Annotated in this window: 13 protein-coding genes, 6 tRNA genes and 1 pseudogene; 14 read left to right on the forward strand and 6 right to left on the reverse strand. The window is 36.7% G+C overall.

Annotation, left to right across the window (positions count from 1 at the left end):
- Together CCAND38_RS11395 and CCAND38_RS08620 are read right to left on the reverse strand one after the other, a co-directional pair.
- Positions 1-2,117: DUF5689 domain-containing protein (locus CCAND38_RS11395; protein ID WP_156129791.1), on the reverse strand; the 2,117-nt coding region annotated here is incomplete at its 3' end.
- A 19-nt stretch (positions 2,118-2,136) separates the two neighbouring features.
- Positions 2,137-4,851: a carboxypeptidase-like regulatory domain-containing protein gene (locus CCAND38_RS08620; RefSeq protein WP_042344881.1), complete on the reverse strand. Its 2,715-nt coding sequence runs from the start codon at positions 4,849-4,851 to the stop codon at positions 2,137-2,139.
- A 299-nt stretch (positions 4,852-5,150) separates the two neighbouring features.
- Here CCAND38_RS08620 and CCAND38_RS08625 point away from each other — a divergent pair, with 299 nt between their 5' ends.
- Both CCAND38_RS08625 and CCAND38_RS12200 read left to right on the forward strand, forming a co-directional pair.
- On the forward strand, positions 5,151-5,915 hold the full coding sequence (locus CCAND38_RS08625; protein ID WP_042344882.1) for a superoxide dismutase: 765 nt from the start codon (positions 5,151-5,153) through the stop codon (positions 5,913-5,915).
- 384 nt (positions 5,916-6,299) lie between these two features.
- Positions 6,300-6,464 (forward strand): annotated as a pseudogene (locus tag CCAND38_RS12200) (IS1 family transposase); the annotation flags it as partial.
- Positions 6,465-6,760: 296 nt separating this feature from the next.
- On the opposite strand, the gene CCAND38_RS08635 reads toward CCAND38_RS12200, so the two are convergent.
- Positions 6,761-6,834: transfer RNA gene (locus tag CCAND38_RS08635), tRNA-Met, on the reverse strand.
- Between the two features lie 135 nt (positions 6,835-6,969).
- Between CCAND38_RS08635 and CCAND38_RS08640 the strand changes: the two genes are divergently transcribed.
- Positions 6,970-8,211, forward strand: a complete 1,242-nt coding sequence (locus tag CCAND38_RS08640; protein WP_042344883.1) for a sulfate adenylyltransferase subunit 1 — start codon at positions 6,970-6,972, stop codon at positions 8,209-8,211.
- 85 nt (positions 8,212-8,296) lie between these two features.
- Here CCAND38_RS08640 and CCAND38_RS08645 read toward each other — a convergent pair whose 3' ends face one another.
- The 3 genes from CCAND38_RS08645 to CCAND38_RS08655 form a co-directional block, all read right to left on the reverse strand.
- The gene (locus CCAND38_RS08645; protein WP_042005291.1) at positions 8,297-8,905 is read right to left on the reverse strand and encodes a superoxide dismutase; all 609 of its coding nucleotides are present in this window, start codon (positions 8,903-8,905) and stop codon (positions 8,297-8,299) included.
- Positions 8,906-8,989: 84 nt separating this feature from the next.
- On the reverse strand, positions 8,990-9,580 hold the full coding sequence (locus tag CCAND38_RS08650) for a peptidylprolyl isomerase (RefSeq protein WP_042344884.1): 591 nt from the start codon (positions 9,578-9,580) through the stop codon (positions 8,990-8,992).
- Between the two features lie 2 nt (positions 9,581-9,582).
- Positions 9,583-11,070 (reverse strand): sulfatase, encoded by a 1,488-nt coding sequence (locus tag CCAND38_RS08655; protein ID WP_231550024.1) that lies wholly within the window; start codon positions 11,068-11,070, stop codon positions 9,583-9,585.
- Positions 11,071-11,282: 212 nt separating this feature from the next.
- On the opposite strand from CCAND38_RS08655, the gene CCAND38_RS08660 reads away from it, so the two are divergent.
- The 11 genes from CCAND38_RS08660 (at position 11,283) to rplK (ending at position 16,057) form a co-directional block, all read left to right on the forward strand.
- On the forward strand, positions 11,283-11,843 hold the full coding sequence (locus tag CCAND38_RS08660; RefSeq protein ID WP_042005293.1) for a LemA family protein: 561 nt from the start codon (positions 11,283-11,285) through the stop codon (positions 11,841-11,843).
- A 10-nt stretch (positions 11,844-11,853) separates the two neighbouring features.
- Positions 11,854-12,774, forward strand: coding sequence for a M48 family metallopeptidase (locus tag CCAND38_RS08665; RefSeq protein ID WP_042005294.1), 921 nt, complete (start codon positions 11,854-11,856; stop codon positions 12,772-12,774).
- A 273-nt stretch (positions 12,775-13,047) separates the two neighbouring features.
- Positions 13,048-13,121: transfer RNA gene (locus tag CCAND38_RS08670), tRNA-Thr, on the forward strand.
- Between the two features lie 32 nt (positions 13,122-13,153).
- Positions 13,154-13,238, forward strand: a tRNA-Tyr gene (locus CCAND38_RS08675).
- A gap of 7 nt (positions 13,239-13,245) precedes the next feature.
- Positions 13,246-13,318 (forward strand) — tRNA-Gly (locus tag CCAND38_RS08680).
- A 15-nt stretch (positions 13,319-13,333) separates the two neighbouring features.
- Positions 13,334-13,405 (forward strand) — tRNA-Thr (locus CCAND38_RS08685).
- 62 nt (positions 13,406-13,467) lie between these two features.
- A complete protein-coding gene (tuf, locus tag CCAND38_RS08690) occupies positions 13,468-14,655 on the forward strand; it encodes an elongation factor Tu (RefSeq protein WP_042344887.1) in 1,188 nt (395 codons plus the stop codon).
- A gap of 73 nt (positions 14,656-14,728) precedes the next feature.
- Positions 14,729-14,799: transfer RNA gene (locus CCAND38_RS08695), tRNA-Trp, on the forward strand.
- Between the two features lie 16 nt (positions 14,800-14,815).
- A complete protein-coding gene (gene secE, locus CCAND38_RS08700; RefSeq protein ID WP_042344904.1) occupies positions 14,816-15,001 on the forward strand; it encodes a preprotein translocase subunit SecE in 186 nt (61 codons plus the stop codon).
- A gap of 12 nt (positions 15,002-15,013) precedes the next feature.
- The gene (gene nusG / locus CCAND38_RS08705) at positions 15,014-15,565 is read left to right on the forward strand and encodes a transcription termination/antitermination protein NusG (RefSeq protein WP_042005297.1); all 552 of its coding nucleotides are present in this window, start codon (positions 15,014-15,016) and stop codon (positions 15,563-15,565) included.
- Positions 15,566-15,619: 54 nt separating this feature from the next.
- The gene (rplK, locus tag CCAND38_RS08710; protein WP_042005298.1) at positions 15,620-16,057 is read left to right on the forward strand and encodes a 50S ribosomal protein L11; all 438 of its coding nucleotides are present in this window, start codon (positions 15,620-15,622) and stop codon (positions 16,055-16,057) included.
- The last annotated feature ends 11 nt before the right edge of the window (positions 16,058-16,068 follow it).

Genomic DNA, 16,068 nt, shown 5'->3' on the forward strand with positions numbered 1-16,068 from the left:
TTTTCCTCAAAAACAAAAGTTTCTGCCTTAAGTAATTCACGTATTTCTTTTACAGTTTTCAGAGTTGCCTCTGTATCAGGATTATCGGGAGTATCTCCTTCACATTTAGTGTAATCATTTTCAAATTTCACATCATTTATATTTCTCATTATGAGTTGAATGCCACTGGAATGAACTCCCATTACCCCAGTGATTGTACCTTTTTTATCGCTAACGTCTTTTCCTGCAAAAGATGCTTCTTTTCGGGTGTATACAGCCAAATGATTGGTACAATCCGTAGTGATAGTTTGAGTTCCGCTGTAGATTTTTAAAACATCCGTAAACTGAGCATTTTCAATACGCACCAATTGGCTCTCGTAGTTTCCTGTTAAAGCCTCTGCAATGGTAATTGTTTTCGGAGTAGGCACTCCCGCATCTGCTTTTTGATTGATAACGTTACTAACTTTGAGTCCTTCGATTTGTAATAATCCATTATATTTTTTCAGTTTAGTACCTTTTAGGTTCAATTCTAATTCAGTACCCAACGCATAGGAATGAGCAGAAGCGAATCGTAAGGCAATACCTGCTGTATTATCCTGAGCAAAAGCATTTGCACCTGCCACGTTTTTCGCTTCTTTGTCAGATGTTATTACGACTTTGATTTTTACATTTTCCTCAAAAACAAAAGTTTCTGATGCAAGTAACTCACGAATTTCTTTTACGGTTTTCAGAGTTGCGTCTGTGTCAGGATTATCGGGAGTTTCTCCCTGATTTTGACCTATGTGTACATTTTGCAGTTGGACAGTTGTACTTATTTTTCCTCCACTTTCGTATACAAAAGCAATATAAATTTCTCCTTTTGGAAGTGGAATAGCCGCAGATTCTTCATAGTTGTTATCATATTTTCCACTGTTGTTTATCAACGCATCGATTGCTGACTTACCGAGTTCCTTCCATGTAGCCCCATTAACATCATTGCTTCCGTTGTAATCACTACTGTAATATATTTTTAGCGGATTCCCATTTTGATGAGCATCTGCTAATTTAATTTTTAGAGCCAGATCTTCAGTTGTAATGTTAAATTTTGGCGTAATTAGCCATGTAGTTACATCAATCACAGCATTTTGCTTAAATGCCGACATTTGTACATAATTAACTTTATTGAAAGTTTTTATTTCCCACAGTCTATCTCCCTTGGTAGCAATAGTTTTCCATCCTTTAGGCATTCCTGAAGAGAAGGATTCATCAAAAGGGAATTGCGAAATGGTAATTTGTTCTGTTTCCTCCTCATTATTTCCTTCTCCAATAACCTTAATATCACTGGTTGAACTTACCATAAATTGATAGGATGAGCCATATTTTGTTAATACTCCTGTGACATCTAAAATACCTGCAGGTACTTTCTCATCAATAAAATTAGCATATCGGCTGGTTCTAAATGCAATTTTTTGACCTTGTTTGTCTATCAAATTATAGTTTGTTCCTTGCTGTGCATCATTGGCTTTTAAGTGATAGGTTTTTCCGATTGCAGCGGTTTGGAAAGATACATTTTTTAATGTAATTAATTGATTTACATTAGAATTTACTTTTAAAGTCTCAATAGAAGCATCTGCTTTTGCTAACTCTTCAACGGTTTTACTCTGATCCTTTAGAACAAAAAGATGAGATGAATAAACGGCAGGGGGAATACTTCCCACACTCACTCTTCCACTGCTACTTGTATAAGTTTTGTAGCCAATTTCCAATCCTCCGTTGTTAATCTGAGTGCTAAGTCCTTTCAAACGAAGTTGTACTTTACTTCCAACAGGGAACTCAGTGTACAAAGCAGTTTTATCAATACTTACTGCTACTCCAGCTGTTTTTTCTTCGTTCTGGATATACAACTTCTTATAAAAGTTACCTCCTTCATCACTTGAAACGATATATCCTTCAATAGCCTCATCTTTGGCATAGTCAGTAACTTCGGCTGTAGCTGAGCTATTTGCTTTTGTGAAACTCACAATCTCTCCATTAAAAGGAGTGAGTTGTCCTTTGTCATAATCTGGAAGTTCGTAATCTGTATCTTTTACACAGGCAACAATTGCAACCAATGATAGTAAAAGCATACTAAAAATAGAAATTATTTTTCGAGATTTCATAATCATTTTCTTTAAAGGTTTATATACTTATAGCTAAATTAATCATATAGGTTCGTCCGTAGCCCAAAAAGTAACGAGGGCCAAACGATGGTACGCCGTGAGCATTGTCTCTGAGCATACTTCCGTAGTTAGCAGTGCGTGACTGTTCGAAGCCTCCTGAGACAAAATTTTGACCGAATAAATTGTTGACACTACCAATTAGGCTCACGTACGTTTTTTTAATACGCCATGATTTTCCTCCTACAACATTTACCAAAAAAACATCTTGTAAACGTTCCTGTTTTAGTAGTTTGCGAGCGAGTTCTTCATCAATATCTGTAAATGTTTTTCTAGTATCTGGATTGATAAAAAAACCGCGCGTTCTATTAATAGCAGATATAGATACGTAATTATCAGTCAATAGATTAGCAGTAGCAGATACCCACCAATATTTTTTATTTCGATGCTCGATCCCTATGGAATAAGCCTGTTGCGGCCCACTTGGAACACGGTAGTTCTTCAACGATACTTTATCTACTTCAATTACTCCTATTTCTCCCGATGACACATACATTTTAGGATTATTGGTATATGTATGTTGTCCGATAGCTGCGGCTGCTGTAACCTTCCACGTAGGAAAAATCTGAGCCTCCGCACCAAATTCCAAACCAAAATGTCGTTTTTGAATGTTGTCAACCGTTTGTGAAATAAAATCACTTGAAATTTCATCGGTCAAAGCCATTTCTGTAAAGAAAAAGTTGGTTTCAGAAGTATTTTCAACATGAGTGTAGTATCCTGTCAAGCGTGATTTGAAGTAAGGTACTCGGAGAATATAGCTTCCATCAAAAGTGTAGGCCGTTTCATTTTTTAAGTTCGGCAGTATTCTGTTGGAATAACGAATATTAGCAAAACTATTTCGTATGGATTGTGGAGTATTAAAATAGCCGGTATTCAGCTGGAAAATATGTCTTCCTGTGAGAGCATAAGTCAGTCCAGCTTTGGTACTCACGCCTCTAAATATTTTTCGGTCACCCTTGCCAAAAGAATCCGCAAAAAGAGCATAGTTATATTTTCCTTCGCGTTGATATTCAGCATGATGTAGCCTACCTGTAACAAAAAAATCAACCTTATGAAACTTAAAATCCACCTGCGAAAAGAATTCTCCTAAAGAACTTTTCAATCCGTATTCATAATTCCATTTATCTCCTTTGACTTTTTGTAAATTAGTATCATTCTCATCATACGGTTTATTCGCAAAATAGTCGTAATTCATAAAGAAAGAACCTCCCAACAAATCATCTATCTGTGCATAATTTTCAGAAGTTATATTTCGGTAGACTAATCCTGATGTCCATTGAATGTTTTCCTGTAGAGGAGTTGAAAAGTTTACATTAGCAGAAAACGTACGTTCATCATTCACATCATTACTGATAATGAAAGCGCTACGATCATTACGAGTATTCATATTGGCACGGTACAACGATGACCAATCCAATTGTTGATGCTTCAAAAAATAATCCTTTTGCAAATTTGCCATTTCCCAATTTGGCCCCGTACGTTGGTTTATATAGTAACTGGGTAAATTTCGGTAATAATTTGGTTCAGGATTAGACGCATTACCATAGCTTATACGTGTGTTCCCCATATTTCCAAACTGATAACCCAAATCAACATTCAAGCGAGTATTATTCTTATGAAAATCATACGACAATATAAAAATAGGTTCATCAATTATTCGATTTCTTGAATTTCGTATCTCTCCTGCTTGATTTCCCCAGTAAGGGTTGTATTTATATCCTGCCAAATCAATTACCTCACGAGTCAATGGAGCTGTTTTTCCTCTTCGAGTAAGTGAATACATTCCGAGGAGCGTAAAATTATGGTGTTGATTTAGGTGATATTCAACCGCACCAAATGAGGCATATGAATTATAGAGCGTTCCATCAATGTACGACCCATTTCCTGCCCATCGACGCGATGTGGAAAAAGAATAGGCGAATCCTTTTTTAGATAATCCCGAGTTGTAGGTGTACATAATCCGCCCAGCATAGCTTCGATTTCCTGCGGAAGTTGTAAATCGGAATCCTGGACGATTCAATGATGGTCTTATGTTGATATAATTTGCCCCTGCTATTCCTCCGAAAGTATAATCTGATTTGGCTATACCGTGCTGTGACTCTTGAGTTCTTGTGACATCGTTAAGCCCACCCCAATTACTCCATTGAGCCCTTCCATTTTCTATACGATTCATCGGGATTCCATTCATTAAAACAGTAACATCTTTAGAATCATATCCTCGAGGCTTAAAAAAAACAGCACTAAAATCAAAAGCTGCCCGACGCATAAAAATGTCCTGTGAACTATGTAAAAGTCCAGACATAGAATCAGCACCGCTTTCATCATCTTCCAATTCACTTTCGGTGATAACTGCCATTTGTTCAGATTCATGGACAAAATCGGCATCCATAAAAACTACCGGCAAGGTAACTTTCAATCCCGAGAGTTCTATCAACATGCGTTTTTCAACATAAGATTCCTTTGAAAAACGCAATACATAAGATCCTTCCGGAAGTTCAATACTAAAAAAACCGTTGATGTCCGTAACCCCAACGATGGTAGTACCCTCAACACGAACCTTTACATCTTGTAATGCATTTTTCATTTGATAATCAGACACATATCCCTCAATAACTGATTGAGAAAATATAGGTACTGACACCAAACACAACAAATAAAAACAGAGTGTTTTATACATGATTTTATTTTTTTAAGTTTGTAAAAATCTGAAATAAATTACTCCCACAAAGGTAACATAAAAATAACAAATAACAAATTATTGAAGTTTGTTTAGCCTAAAAATTACCAAATTTAGAAGCTCTCTTTCTATTCTAGTGGAAAATAAAATTTAGAAGCTAATGTACTAAAAAATCTCTTTTAAGGAAAAACTTATTGATAATAAGGCGTTAATATCATCCGATAGTACAGAAAAAATGAAAAATAATTTTTATATCTATATTTTTTTTCTATTTTTGGCGAGAAAAAATATGTCACATTATGAAATTACGTAAATTAATCCCTATGACAGCTCTGATATTTTCAGGAGCTGTTTTCTCATCAGGAGAGCTATATGCTCAGAAAAAGAAAAAAGAAACCCGACAAGCTAAAACAGAAAAAGTAAATTACGGAAGTCCCAGTGAAGTTAAAGCCAATGAAGGAGCCTTTAAAATCGTACCTCTAAACTATGGTTACGATGCGGTTAGTTCTTACATTGACCAGGAAACTATGTTCATACACTTTTCGAAACATTACGTAGGATACTTGAACAATCTAAACAAAGCTGTTGAAGGCAAAGCTCAAGCAAATCAATCCATTGAACAAGTGCTTAAAACTTTGGATATGAATAACGCGACCTTACGAAACAATGCTGGAGGCTATTATAACCACAATCTCTATTTTGGTGTAATTTCTCCAAAAGGAGGAGGTATGCCAACAGGAACTTTGGCAACAGCTATCAACAATGAGTTCGGAAGTTTTGAAAATTTTAAAAAACTTTTTGCAGAGGCAGGAGGTAAACGCTTCGGATCAGGATGGGCGTGGCTAGTTGTAAATAATGGTAAATTACAAATCGGAAGTACAGCTAACCAAGATAATCCTTTGATGCCAGGATTGGAAATTTCTGGAACACCTATCTTAGGAATGGATGTGTGGGAACATGCGTACTACCTAAAATATCAAAATAAAAGAGGAGATTACATTCAAAATTTCTTTAACGTAATTGATTGGAATAAAGTAGCAGAATTATATAATAAGGCTAAATAAAGATATTTCATCCGTAAAAAACAACACCTCTGGATTTGATTCTTACCAAAATTTTCAGAGGTGTTGTTTTTTATGACATATCTTTCTTTTCGAAACCTCCTAAAAAATGGTATTTTAAATTTGGTATATTTCATATAATTTAGCCGAATGAAATGTACCAGATGCGAATCGTTAAATAAGATTAAGGCAGGTTTTGTTGGAGGAAGATAGTAATATAAATGTAAAGAGTGTGGTTATTTTTTCAGTGTTGAGAAAAAATCTGATGTAAAACGCCAGAACAAAAGCGCCTTGCTTTGCAAATGTATTTGGAAGGATATTGAATATTGTGGCAAGCAGTATACAGAAACTTTCTTGAAACTTTGAAAACAATTGAAAAGCAGAGATATCAATGGTTTTTGTAGCGATTATTCGAAGAGTTATTCAGAGGTAATTCCAAGTGAAAAGCATATGGAATCCAAAACAGAAACCTTTACAGAGGAGGGATATAATAGCAGAATAAGACATCATTTGGCAAGATTTAAAAGAAAAGTAAAATGCTACTCGAAGTCAAAAAACAATGTTAGAAAACTCCTTGAAACTTTTATTTTTGAAGCTGAATAATCAATTAAATATATAATAATTCAAAAAAAACTTTACTCTCCACTCTTTGCCTTTGTGAAGCTCGGCAGGTTTACAATCTACGAATATTTTTGCCCTATTGAGGGCTTGAAGATTTTTTGAGTGATTTTTAGGCATTTTTTATTAAGGCATTAAAAATCAACCTCAATAATTGTCCCAATTTTGACACAGTTACTTAAAACAAATAAGCGTAACAAATTGTTTATCAATTTATTACGCTTAAAAAGTAGCGAAGACGGGATTTGAACCCGTGACCTTTGGGTTATGAATCCAACGCTCTAACCAACTGAGCTACCTCGCCAATTCATATCACTCCATCCGAGTTTGCGGGTGCAAATATAGGATTTTTTTTTATTATGACAAACTTTTTTAAAAGATTTTTTAGTTATGCAATTATTTATTACCTTTGCGGACATAAGTTAATGAATAAAAAGCAATGGATATACTTAGGTTTTTAACAGCAGGAAGTGTTGATGACGGAAAAAGTACATTAATCGGAAGGCTTCTTTACGACAGTAAAAATATATTGATAGACCAAATGGAGGCCTTGGAACGTAGTTCAAAAAACCGGGAAGACGGAAGTGTCGATTTAGCACTACTGACTGATGGGCTTCGTGCCGAGCGTGAGCAAGGTATCACCATTGATGTGGCATATAAATATTTTTCAACACCTAAGCGTAAATTCATTATCGCTGATGCACCAGGACATATTCAGTACACTCGAAACATGGTCACAGGAGCTTCAAATGCTGATCTGATAATTATCCTAATTGATGCTCGAAATGGAGTTATTGAACAGACAAAACGCCACTCCATCATAGCATCTTTGTTAAATATTCCTCATGTGATTGTTGCCATCAACAAGATGGATTTAGTAGATTTTTCACAAAATCGTTTCGAAGAAATTAAACAAGAATATGAGAAAGTAGCCAAAGCATTAGAGCTTAACGGAGTAGAATTCATTCCCATTAGTGCTTTAAATGGTGATAACATTGTTGAGAAATCAACAAAGATGGACTGGTACGAGGGAACTTCATTACTAAATCGATTAGAAACTATTGAATTAGCCACGTCCACTAACTTGACAAATGCTCGTTTTCCCGTGCAATTGGTGTTAAGACCACAAACGGAAGAACTTCATGATTATCGGGGATATGCAGGGAAAATTGAAAGTGGCATATTTAAAAAAGGAGATAAGGTAGTGGTTTATCCTTCCAAAATAGAGGCGACCATTTCCGCTGTCGAAGTTAATAATCAAGAGGTTGTAGAAGCATTTGCTCCCCAAAGTGCTGTACTTCACTTGGAGGAAGATGTAGATGTCAGTCGGGGTTCATTAATTGCTAAAGATGATGAACTTATCAAAGTTTCCAATGAGTTGGAGGCCACCATCTGCTGGATGGATGAACGTCCGTTACACCTTGGAGGGCGTTATTTATTGCAACATAATACCCAAGTGGTTAATGCTATCGTTAAGGAAATTAGAGAGCGAATTGATGTGAATACTTTAGAGCGGTTTGGAGGCGTTTCGTCCGTTTCGTTGAATGAGGTAGTAACTGTAAAAATCAAAACGTCAAGTCCTTTAGCATATGACAGCTACAAGAAAATACGAGAAACAGGAAGTGCAATTCTGATTGATACTACAAGCTACGTAACTGTGGCAGCTGTCCTTTTGAAGTAGGAGTAAAACATCTGATAAAAATCAAAAAAAGAGGTTGTCTTGAAAAAAGAACAACCTCTTTTACGTATAATTATGGAAACAATTCTTATTTTCCTTTAGCGTAAAGCTCCGCTACTTTCTCCCAATTGATAACATTAAAGAATGCTTGAATGTAATCAGGACGACGGTTTTGGTAATTTAGGTAATAGGCATGCTCCCAAACATCTAACCCTAAGATTGGCAATCCCCCACAGCCTATGTTAGGCATTAGAGGGTTATCTTGATTTGCAGAAGAACATACTTCAACTTTGCCACCCTTGTGAACGCAAAGCCAAGCCCATCCTGAACCGAAACGTGTAGCTGCTGCTTTTGCGAACGCTTCCTTGAAAGCTTCAAAACTTCCAAAAGCCTCGTTAATAGCGTTAGCCAATTCGCCCGTAGGTTGTCCGCCTCCTTTTGAAGACATCACTTCCCAAAATAGGTTGTGGTTGTAGAAACCACCTCCGTTATTGCGAACAGCTCCGTTGTTCATATCTAAGTTTTTCAAAATTTCTTCGATAGACTTTCCTTCTAAATCCGTACCAGCAATGGCTGTATTTAGATTAGTAGTGTAAGCATTGTGATGTTTCGTATGGTGAATTTCCATAGTACGTGCATCAATATGAGGCTCTAAGGCATCATAAGCATAAGGTAATTTTGGTAATGTAAATGACATAGTGTAATGTTTTTTTATGTGTTAAAACGCAAATATAAGTATAAAAAATGAAAAATCAAAGAAGAATTTTGAAAAGTACTGGATTTAGTTTATTAGTCTTCGTATGGAAATAATCCTGACAGGTTCTTTTAATAGTTGTTCCTGTCCGTATCCCTCCCATAGAACGGTTTTGCCTTTTTGGATTTCTTTGACAATCTTCATCCCTTTGACTACTTTTCCGAATACAGCAAATCCGTATCCGTCAGAATTTCGTTTGCCGCCATAATCTAACTGTGGCTGACGCTGGTTAAGTACGATAAAAAATTCTGTTGTAGCACTATCGGGAGCGTTTCGAGCCATTGAAACAGCTCCTATTTTATGTGATAGTCCCGTCTGTTCGGTGGTTTCAATTTTGATAGGGGGATAAACATTGAGCGTATCGTTGTAAAATCCACCTTGGATTACCTCAATTGGAGTTGTACTTTGTCCCTGATTATTAAGCCTCACAACTCGATAAAAACTTCTTTCGTCATATCGCTCCTCATCAACGTATCTGAGAAAGTTAGCTACCGTTTTAGGAGCTTTTTTAGGGAATAATTTTACAATAATATCGCCTTTCGAGGTTTTTATAACCACCTTTTGGGCGAATGATATTCCCGAAATCAGCAACAGAAAAGTAATAATAAGAGTTCTCATATCTACGGTTTTTTATTTATAACTTCATCAGGATAAGGTACTTGCTTTCCAGTAATTTGAACAGTTGGCATTTGAGCTTTTGCCTCTCGTAAATAATTTGCTAAATCATGAGCTAATTCCTCTGTTTTAGTCTGATTTTCAGTAGCTATATTATGTTTTTCACTAATATCTGTTGTTATGTTATAAAGTTCAAAATCTTGAGAGTCATGGTAATATATGAGTTTGTAATTACCTTTACGAATAGCACTTGATGCTCCCAACCCTAATGTGCGATTGTAACCAAACCAATTATTAGGCAAATGCCAGTAAAGATTTCTTTCAGGAATGTTTTTAGTTGGGGTAAAAAGTTGATTTACAAAGCTTTTTCCGTCAATAGTTTGTATGATATTTTCTTTTTCTATATTGCAAATTTCTAATAATGAAGGGAAAATATCTTCGATACTTACAATATTATTATTTGTTTGATTTCCAATGATTTTTCCTTTCCAAGACACCAAAAATGGAATGCGGATGCCTCCTTCTTTTAACGAACCCTTGCCACTTGCCAATGGATGGTTAGCACTGTTCTTTGACAAGCCTCTTGCCCAAGCGTCTAATCCACCGTTATCGGAGATAAAAATAATGATTGTATTTTCACTTAACTCTTCCTGTTCTAAAAAATTCATCAAATCTCCTAAACTTTTGTCCATACCTTCAATTAGGGAGGCATATTTAGCTTCAACAGGATGCATTCCTTTGTCTAAATATTTGTTAACAAAACGTTTGTCCCCCATTATTGGAACATGAATGGCATAGTGTGACATATACAAAAAGAAAGGTTTCTCTTTCGGGCGTTTCTGAAGTTTCTCAATGGCTTTTTGAGTCAAGGCTTCTGTAACGAAAATATCTTTTCCATGAAATTCTTCTAGATGCGGGACGGCAAAAATGTTTTTTTGTATCGTGTCGTTCCCAAAGTTGTCTACTCCTTCATAAGATTTCAATCCACCTGCTGCATGTCCACCCACATTCACGTGGAATCCCATGTTAATAGGATTTTCGCAGGGAGTGTCTTTGGCAGCAAAATGAGCCTTTCCTATATGAATGTTATGATATCCCGATTTTTGTAGTAGCTGAGGTAGGGTAGTGGAAACAAACGTACGCGGAATGCCACTTTCGGTAGCAATGCCATTAACGTTCCATTCCGGATAGGTAAGTAAAGTGTCTTTTTGATCCGTAGAAGTGTCTCTAAGCAGAGTCCAGTTCGTTACTTGATGTCTTGCTGCGTTTGTTCCCGTGAAAAGACTTACTCTCGAAGGGGAACAAATCGGGGTAGCGTAAGCCTGGGTGAATTTCATTCCTTGTCTCGCTAACCGTTCCATATTAGGAGTTTCGTACATGTGATTGAAATCCGTAGTTTGTTCAAAAAAATCAACCGAAGTATCCTGCCACCCCATATCATCAACTACAAACAAAACAATATTAGGAGGTGTTTCAGTTTTATTGCACCTCAAAAAAAGAATTGGTAAAAAGGCGATAATTGATAAAATGTATAGCTTTTTCATAAAAAAATAAGAGAAGACAAAGGTACATTTTTTTTGGTGAGAATACAAAGAATGGGGAGCCGTAAGGAGACGTATTTTTCAGAACGATAAATTTCAAAACATTTTGGATAAAATAAAAAAAAATAGTAACTTTGTCCCAGTTAACTTAAATAAATAAAAATATGATAGGATTAATCATTTTAGGGGTTGTTGTAATATTGATAATTTGGTACGTGATGACCAACAATAGATTGGTTGCTTTGTCAAACAATCGAGAAAATGCCTTTGCCGATATTGACGTTCAGTTAAAGCAACGTCACGATTTAATTCCTCAGTTGTTAGGAGCGGTTAAAGGATATATGCAACACGAAGCCGATGTTTTGACTCGAGTGACACAAGCCCGAAGTAAGGCCATGAATGCTACAGACGTCAATTCAAAAATAGCAGCTGAAAAAGAATTGGGAATGGCAATGTCGGCATTTAATATTCAGGTAGAAGCATATCCCGATTTGAAAGCGAATACTAATTTCATGCACTTACAGCAAGAGATAGCTGATATAGAAAACAAATTAGCTTCGGTGCGAAGATATTTCAATTCAACGACCAGAGAATTGAATACAGCCATTCAGTCAATTCCTACCAATATTGTAGCGGGAATGAAGAAAATGACTGTACAGCCATTCTTCGATTTAGGAACAGAGCAACGAGCAACCCTCGACAAAGCTCCAGAGATTTCATTCTAAAGCGAACGAAATGCAGTACGTCGGAATACAGTCTCAGATATCCCGAAATAATTTTAAATCCATACTTTTAATAATTGCCTTTCCGCTATTGGTGTTATTGGAAGTGTACGCTTTCTTGTATTTTACAAACGAGCAAAATGTTACTACTACCAATAGCTTATTTGTAGGAGCGACACCTGTCGTCTTGGTTGTTGTTGGAGTTTGGTTTCTAATATCTTACTTTTTTCATACACAAATGATTCAATTCGCTACTAATTCCAAACCTTTGGAACGTAGGAATAATATGAGGGTTTACAACTTGACCGAAAATTTGTGTATGTCGGTTGGTATGCAGATGCCCAAACTGTACATCATAGAAAGCGAAGTTTTGAACGCATATGCCTCAGGGATCAATGAAAAAACATATGCAGTAACCCTTACCCGAGGACTTATAAATACACTAGATGATGCGGAATTAGAGGGGGTTATAGCACACGAGCTGATGCATATACGTAATCGAGATGTACGCTTGCTAATAGTTACTATTGTTTTTGTAGGTATTTTTGCTGTTTTGGCAGATTTAGCTTTTCGTATGCTCCTGAGCAATGGACTTTCTTCAAGGAAAAAAAGCAGTAATGATAAAGGTGGAGGTGGAATGATCATATTAATCTTTTTGATAATAGCTTTTGTCGTATACATACTATCTATGGTCTTTAAATTTGCTCTATCTCGAAAACGAGAATATATGGCAGATGCAGGAGCCGCTGAAATGACTCGAAACCCTTTAGGTTTAGCCAGTGCTTTACGTAAAATTTCAGGAAACTCAGAGCTGGATATCAAAAATGACGAAGTAAAAGAGATGTTCATAGAACATAAAAGCAAAGGGATAATGTCATTATTTGCTACACATCCACCGATTGAAAAACGCATTCAGGTGTTGGAGCAATTCTAGAATCAGATACAACAGAGGGTAAAGTTTCATTTTTCTAGTAGCTTTGGTAGGTAGAGAATTAATAGAAATATGATAGGGAGGTAGTTAATTCATTCTCTTTCAAATGATGATTTTTATAACACTCTGTATGCAAATCTTTTTTATATAAAATATTGTTTTTCAGTGTTTTATGTAAAATGATGAATAATTATGAGTAAAAAAAACGTAAAAAATTTTGCTAACAAAAAAAATATATATACATTTGCACTCCGTTAGAAATAACGAAAGAGTTATGCCGATATAGCTCAGTTGGCCAGAGCACGTGATTTGTAATCTCGGGGTCGTGGGTTCGAATCCCTCTATCGGCTCGAAAGTTCATACTTTTAATAATTGTGGCAAAGGGAAGATACTCAAGCGGCCAACGAGGGCAGACTGTAAATCTGCTGACTATGTCTTCGCAGGTTCGAATCCTGCTCTTCCCACCAAAAAAATGCGGGAGTAGCTCAGTTGGTAGAGCGTCAGCCTTCCAAGCTGAATGTCGCGAGTTCGAACCTCGTCTCCCGCTCACAGAAGGCTATAAGCCGGTGTAGCTCAGGGGTAGAGCGCTTCCTTGGTAAGGAAGAGGTCACGAGTTCAAATCTCGTCATTGGCTCTTGAATTGCACACATTTAACACTGAATTATATAACTAAGATTTAAAAAAAAATTATTAATCATGGCAAAAGAAACATTTGATCGTTCCAAACCCCACTTGAATATTGGTACTATCGGACACGTGGATCACGGTAAGACAACTTTGACAGCTGCTATCACTAAAGTATTATCTGATGCAGGTCTTTCTGAAGCAAGAAGTTTCGATTCAATCGATAACGCTCCTGAGGAAAAAGAAAGAGGTATCACCATCAACACTTCACACGTTGAATATCAAACAGCAAACCGTCACTACGCACACGTTGACTGTCCTGGTCACGCGGATTACGTTAAAAACATGATTACTGGTGCTGCTCAGATGGACGGAGCTATTCTTGTAGTTGCTGCTACGGATGGTCCAATGCCACAAACTCGTGAGCACATCCTTTTAGGACGTCAGGTAGGTATTCCTCGTATCGTTGTTTTCATGAACAAAGTGGATATGGTAGACGACCCAGAATTGTTAGAGCTTGTTGAGCTTGAAATGAGAGAGTTGTTGAGCTCTTATGACTATGATGGAGATAACGGACCTATCGTTCAAGGTTCTGCTTTAGGAGCTTTGAATGGTGAGCCAAAATGGGTTGATACAGTTATGAAACTAATGGAAGCTGTTGATAACTGGATTGAATTGCCAACTCGTGATATTGATAAGCCATTCTTGATGCCAGTTGAAGACGTGTTCACTATTACAGGACGTGGAACTGTAGCAACAGGACGTATTGAAACAGGGGTTGCTAAAACAGGTGAGGCTGTTGAAATCATCGGTATGGGAGCTGAGAAATTGACTTCTACAATCACGGGGGTAGAGATGTTCCGTAAAATCCTTGACAGGGGAGAGGCTGGTGATAACGTAGGTCTATTACTTCGTGGTATTGATAAAAAAGATATCAAACGTGGTATGGTTATTTGTAAACCAGGTTCTGTTAAGCCTCACGCTAAATTCAAAGCAGAGGTGTATATCTTGAGCAAAGAAGAGGGTGGACGTCATACTCCATTTAAAGATAAATATCGTCCTCAGTTCTATGTACGTACAACTGACGTAACAGGTACTATCTCATTACCTGAAGGAGTTGAGATGGTTATGCCAGGAGATAACGTAACAATTACAGTAGAGTTGTTACAAGCTATCGCTCTTAATGTAGGACTTCGTTTCGCTATCCGTGAAGGAGGACGTACAGTAGGTGCAGGTCAAGTAACTGAAATTCTTGACTAATAAGAATTGATATTTCAATTTAATAATATTAAAGAGGTTTTGAACTTTATGGTTCAAAACTTCTTTATGAAAGACGGGTGTAGTTCAAGGGTAGAATAGCGGTCTCCAAAACCGTTGATGGGGGTTCGAATCCCTCCACCCGTGCAAAAACGATAAGATAATGGTAAATTATATTAAAGAATCTTATGAGGAATTAAAAAATCACGTTACGTGGCCAACCTTAGCTCAGGCTCAAAAGGAAATGGTTATCGTAGTGGTTTTTTCAGTTTTGTTTTCACTCCTAATTTGGGGAATGGATTCTTTCTTTGAGAGGCTAATGGCTTGGTATTTTAACTTTATGAAGTAAAAAAATAACGGGATGTCTGGAATATTAGAGAAAAAATGGTACGTTGTTAAAGCTGTTACTGGACAAGAAAATAAGGTTAAGAACTACATAGAAAATGAAACTACTCGTTTGGGGTACGCTGATTATGTGGAGGAGGTTTTAGTGCCTACTGAGAAAGTTGTTCAGATTCGCAACGGAAAGAAAATAAATAAGGAGAAAGTGCATATGCCGGGCTATGTTATGGTAAAAGCAAACTTAGCAGGTGAAGTTATCCACATAATCAAATCAATTCCAGGAGTTGTTAGTTTTTTAAGTGAAACTAAAGGAGGAGATCCGCTTCCACTGAGAAAATCAGATGTGAACCGCATGTTGGGACAGGTCGATGATCTTGCCGAAAATGTAGAAGCTGTTGCGATTCCGTATACGGTTGGAGAAACAATTAAAGTAATTGATGGGCCGTTCAATGGTTTTAATGGAACAGTTGAAAAAGTAAATGAGGAAAAACGTAAACTTGAGGTAATGGTTAAAATTTTTGGACGAAAAACGCCACTTGAGTTGAGTTATATGCAAGTAGAAAAAGTATAAGACAAAAAAGTGTAATTTTATTTACACTTTAAATTTTTTAATTAATAATAAACAATGGCAAAAGAAATTAGTAAAGTAGTTAAGCTACAAGCTCGGGGAGGTCAAGCGAATCCGTCGCCACCAATTGGACCCGCATTAGGTGCTGCCGGTGTTAACATTATGGAGTTCTGTAAGCAGTTCAATGCTCGTACACAGGACAAACAAGGGAAAATTATCCCAGTTGTTATCACTGTTTATAAAGACAAGTCATTTGACTTTGTTACTAAAACCGCACCTGCTGCAGTTCAGCTATTGGAAGCCGCGAAGATTAAAGGAGGTTCAGGGCAACCTAACCGTAAAAAAGTAGGAAGCATTACTTGGGATCAAGTAAGAGCTATTGCAGAGGACAAAATGGCGGATTTGAATGCGTTTACTATTGAGTCTGCAATGAGTATGGTTGCTGGTACAGCACGTTCTATGGGTATAACAGTAACTGGTGATAAACCTTTTTAATCTGAAAAATT

It is taken from the genome of Capnocytophaga canis (assembly GCF_000827555.1).
GTDB lineage: Bacteria > Bacteroidota > Bacteroidia > Flavobacteriales > Flavobacteriaceae > Capnocytophaga > Capnocytophaga canis.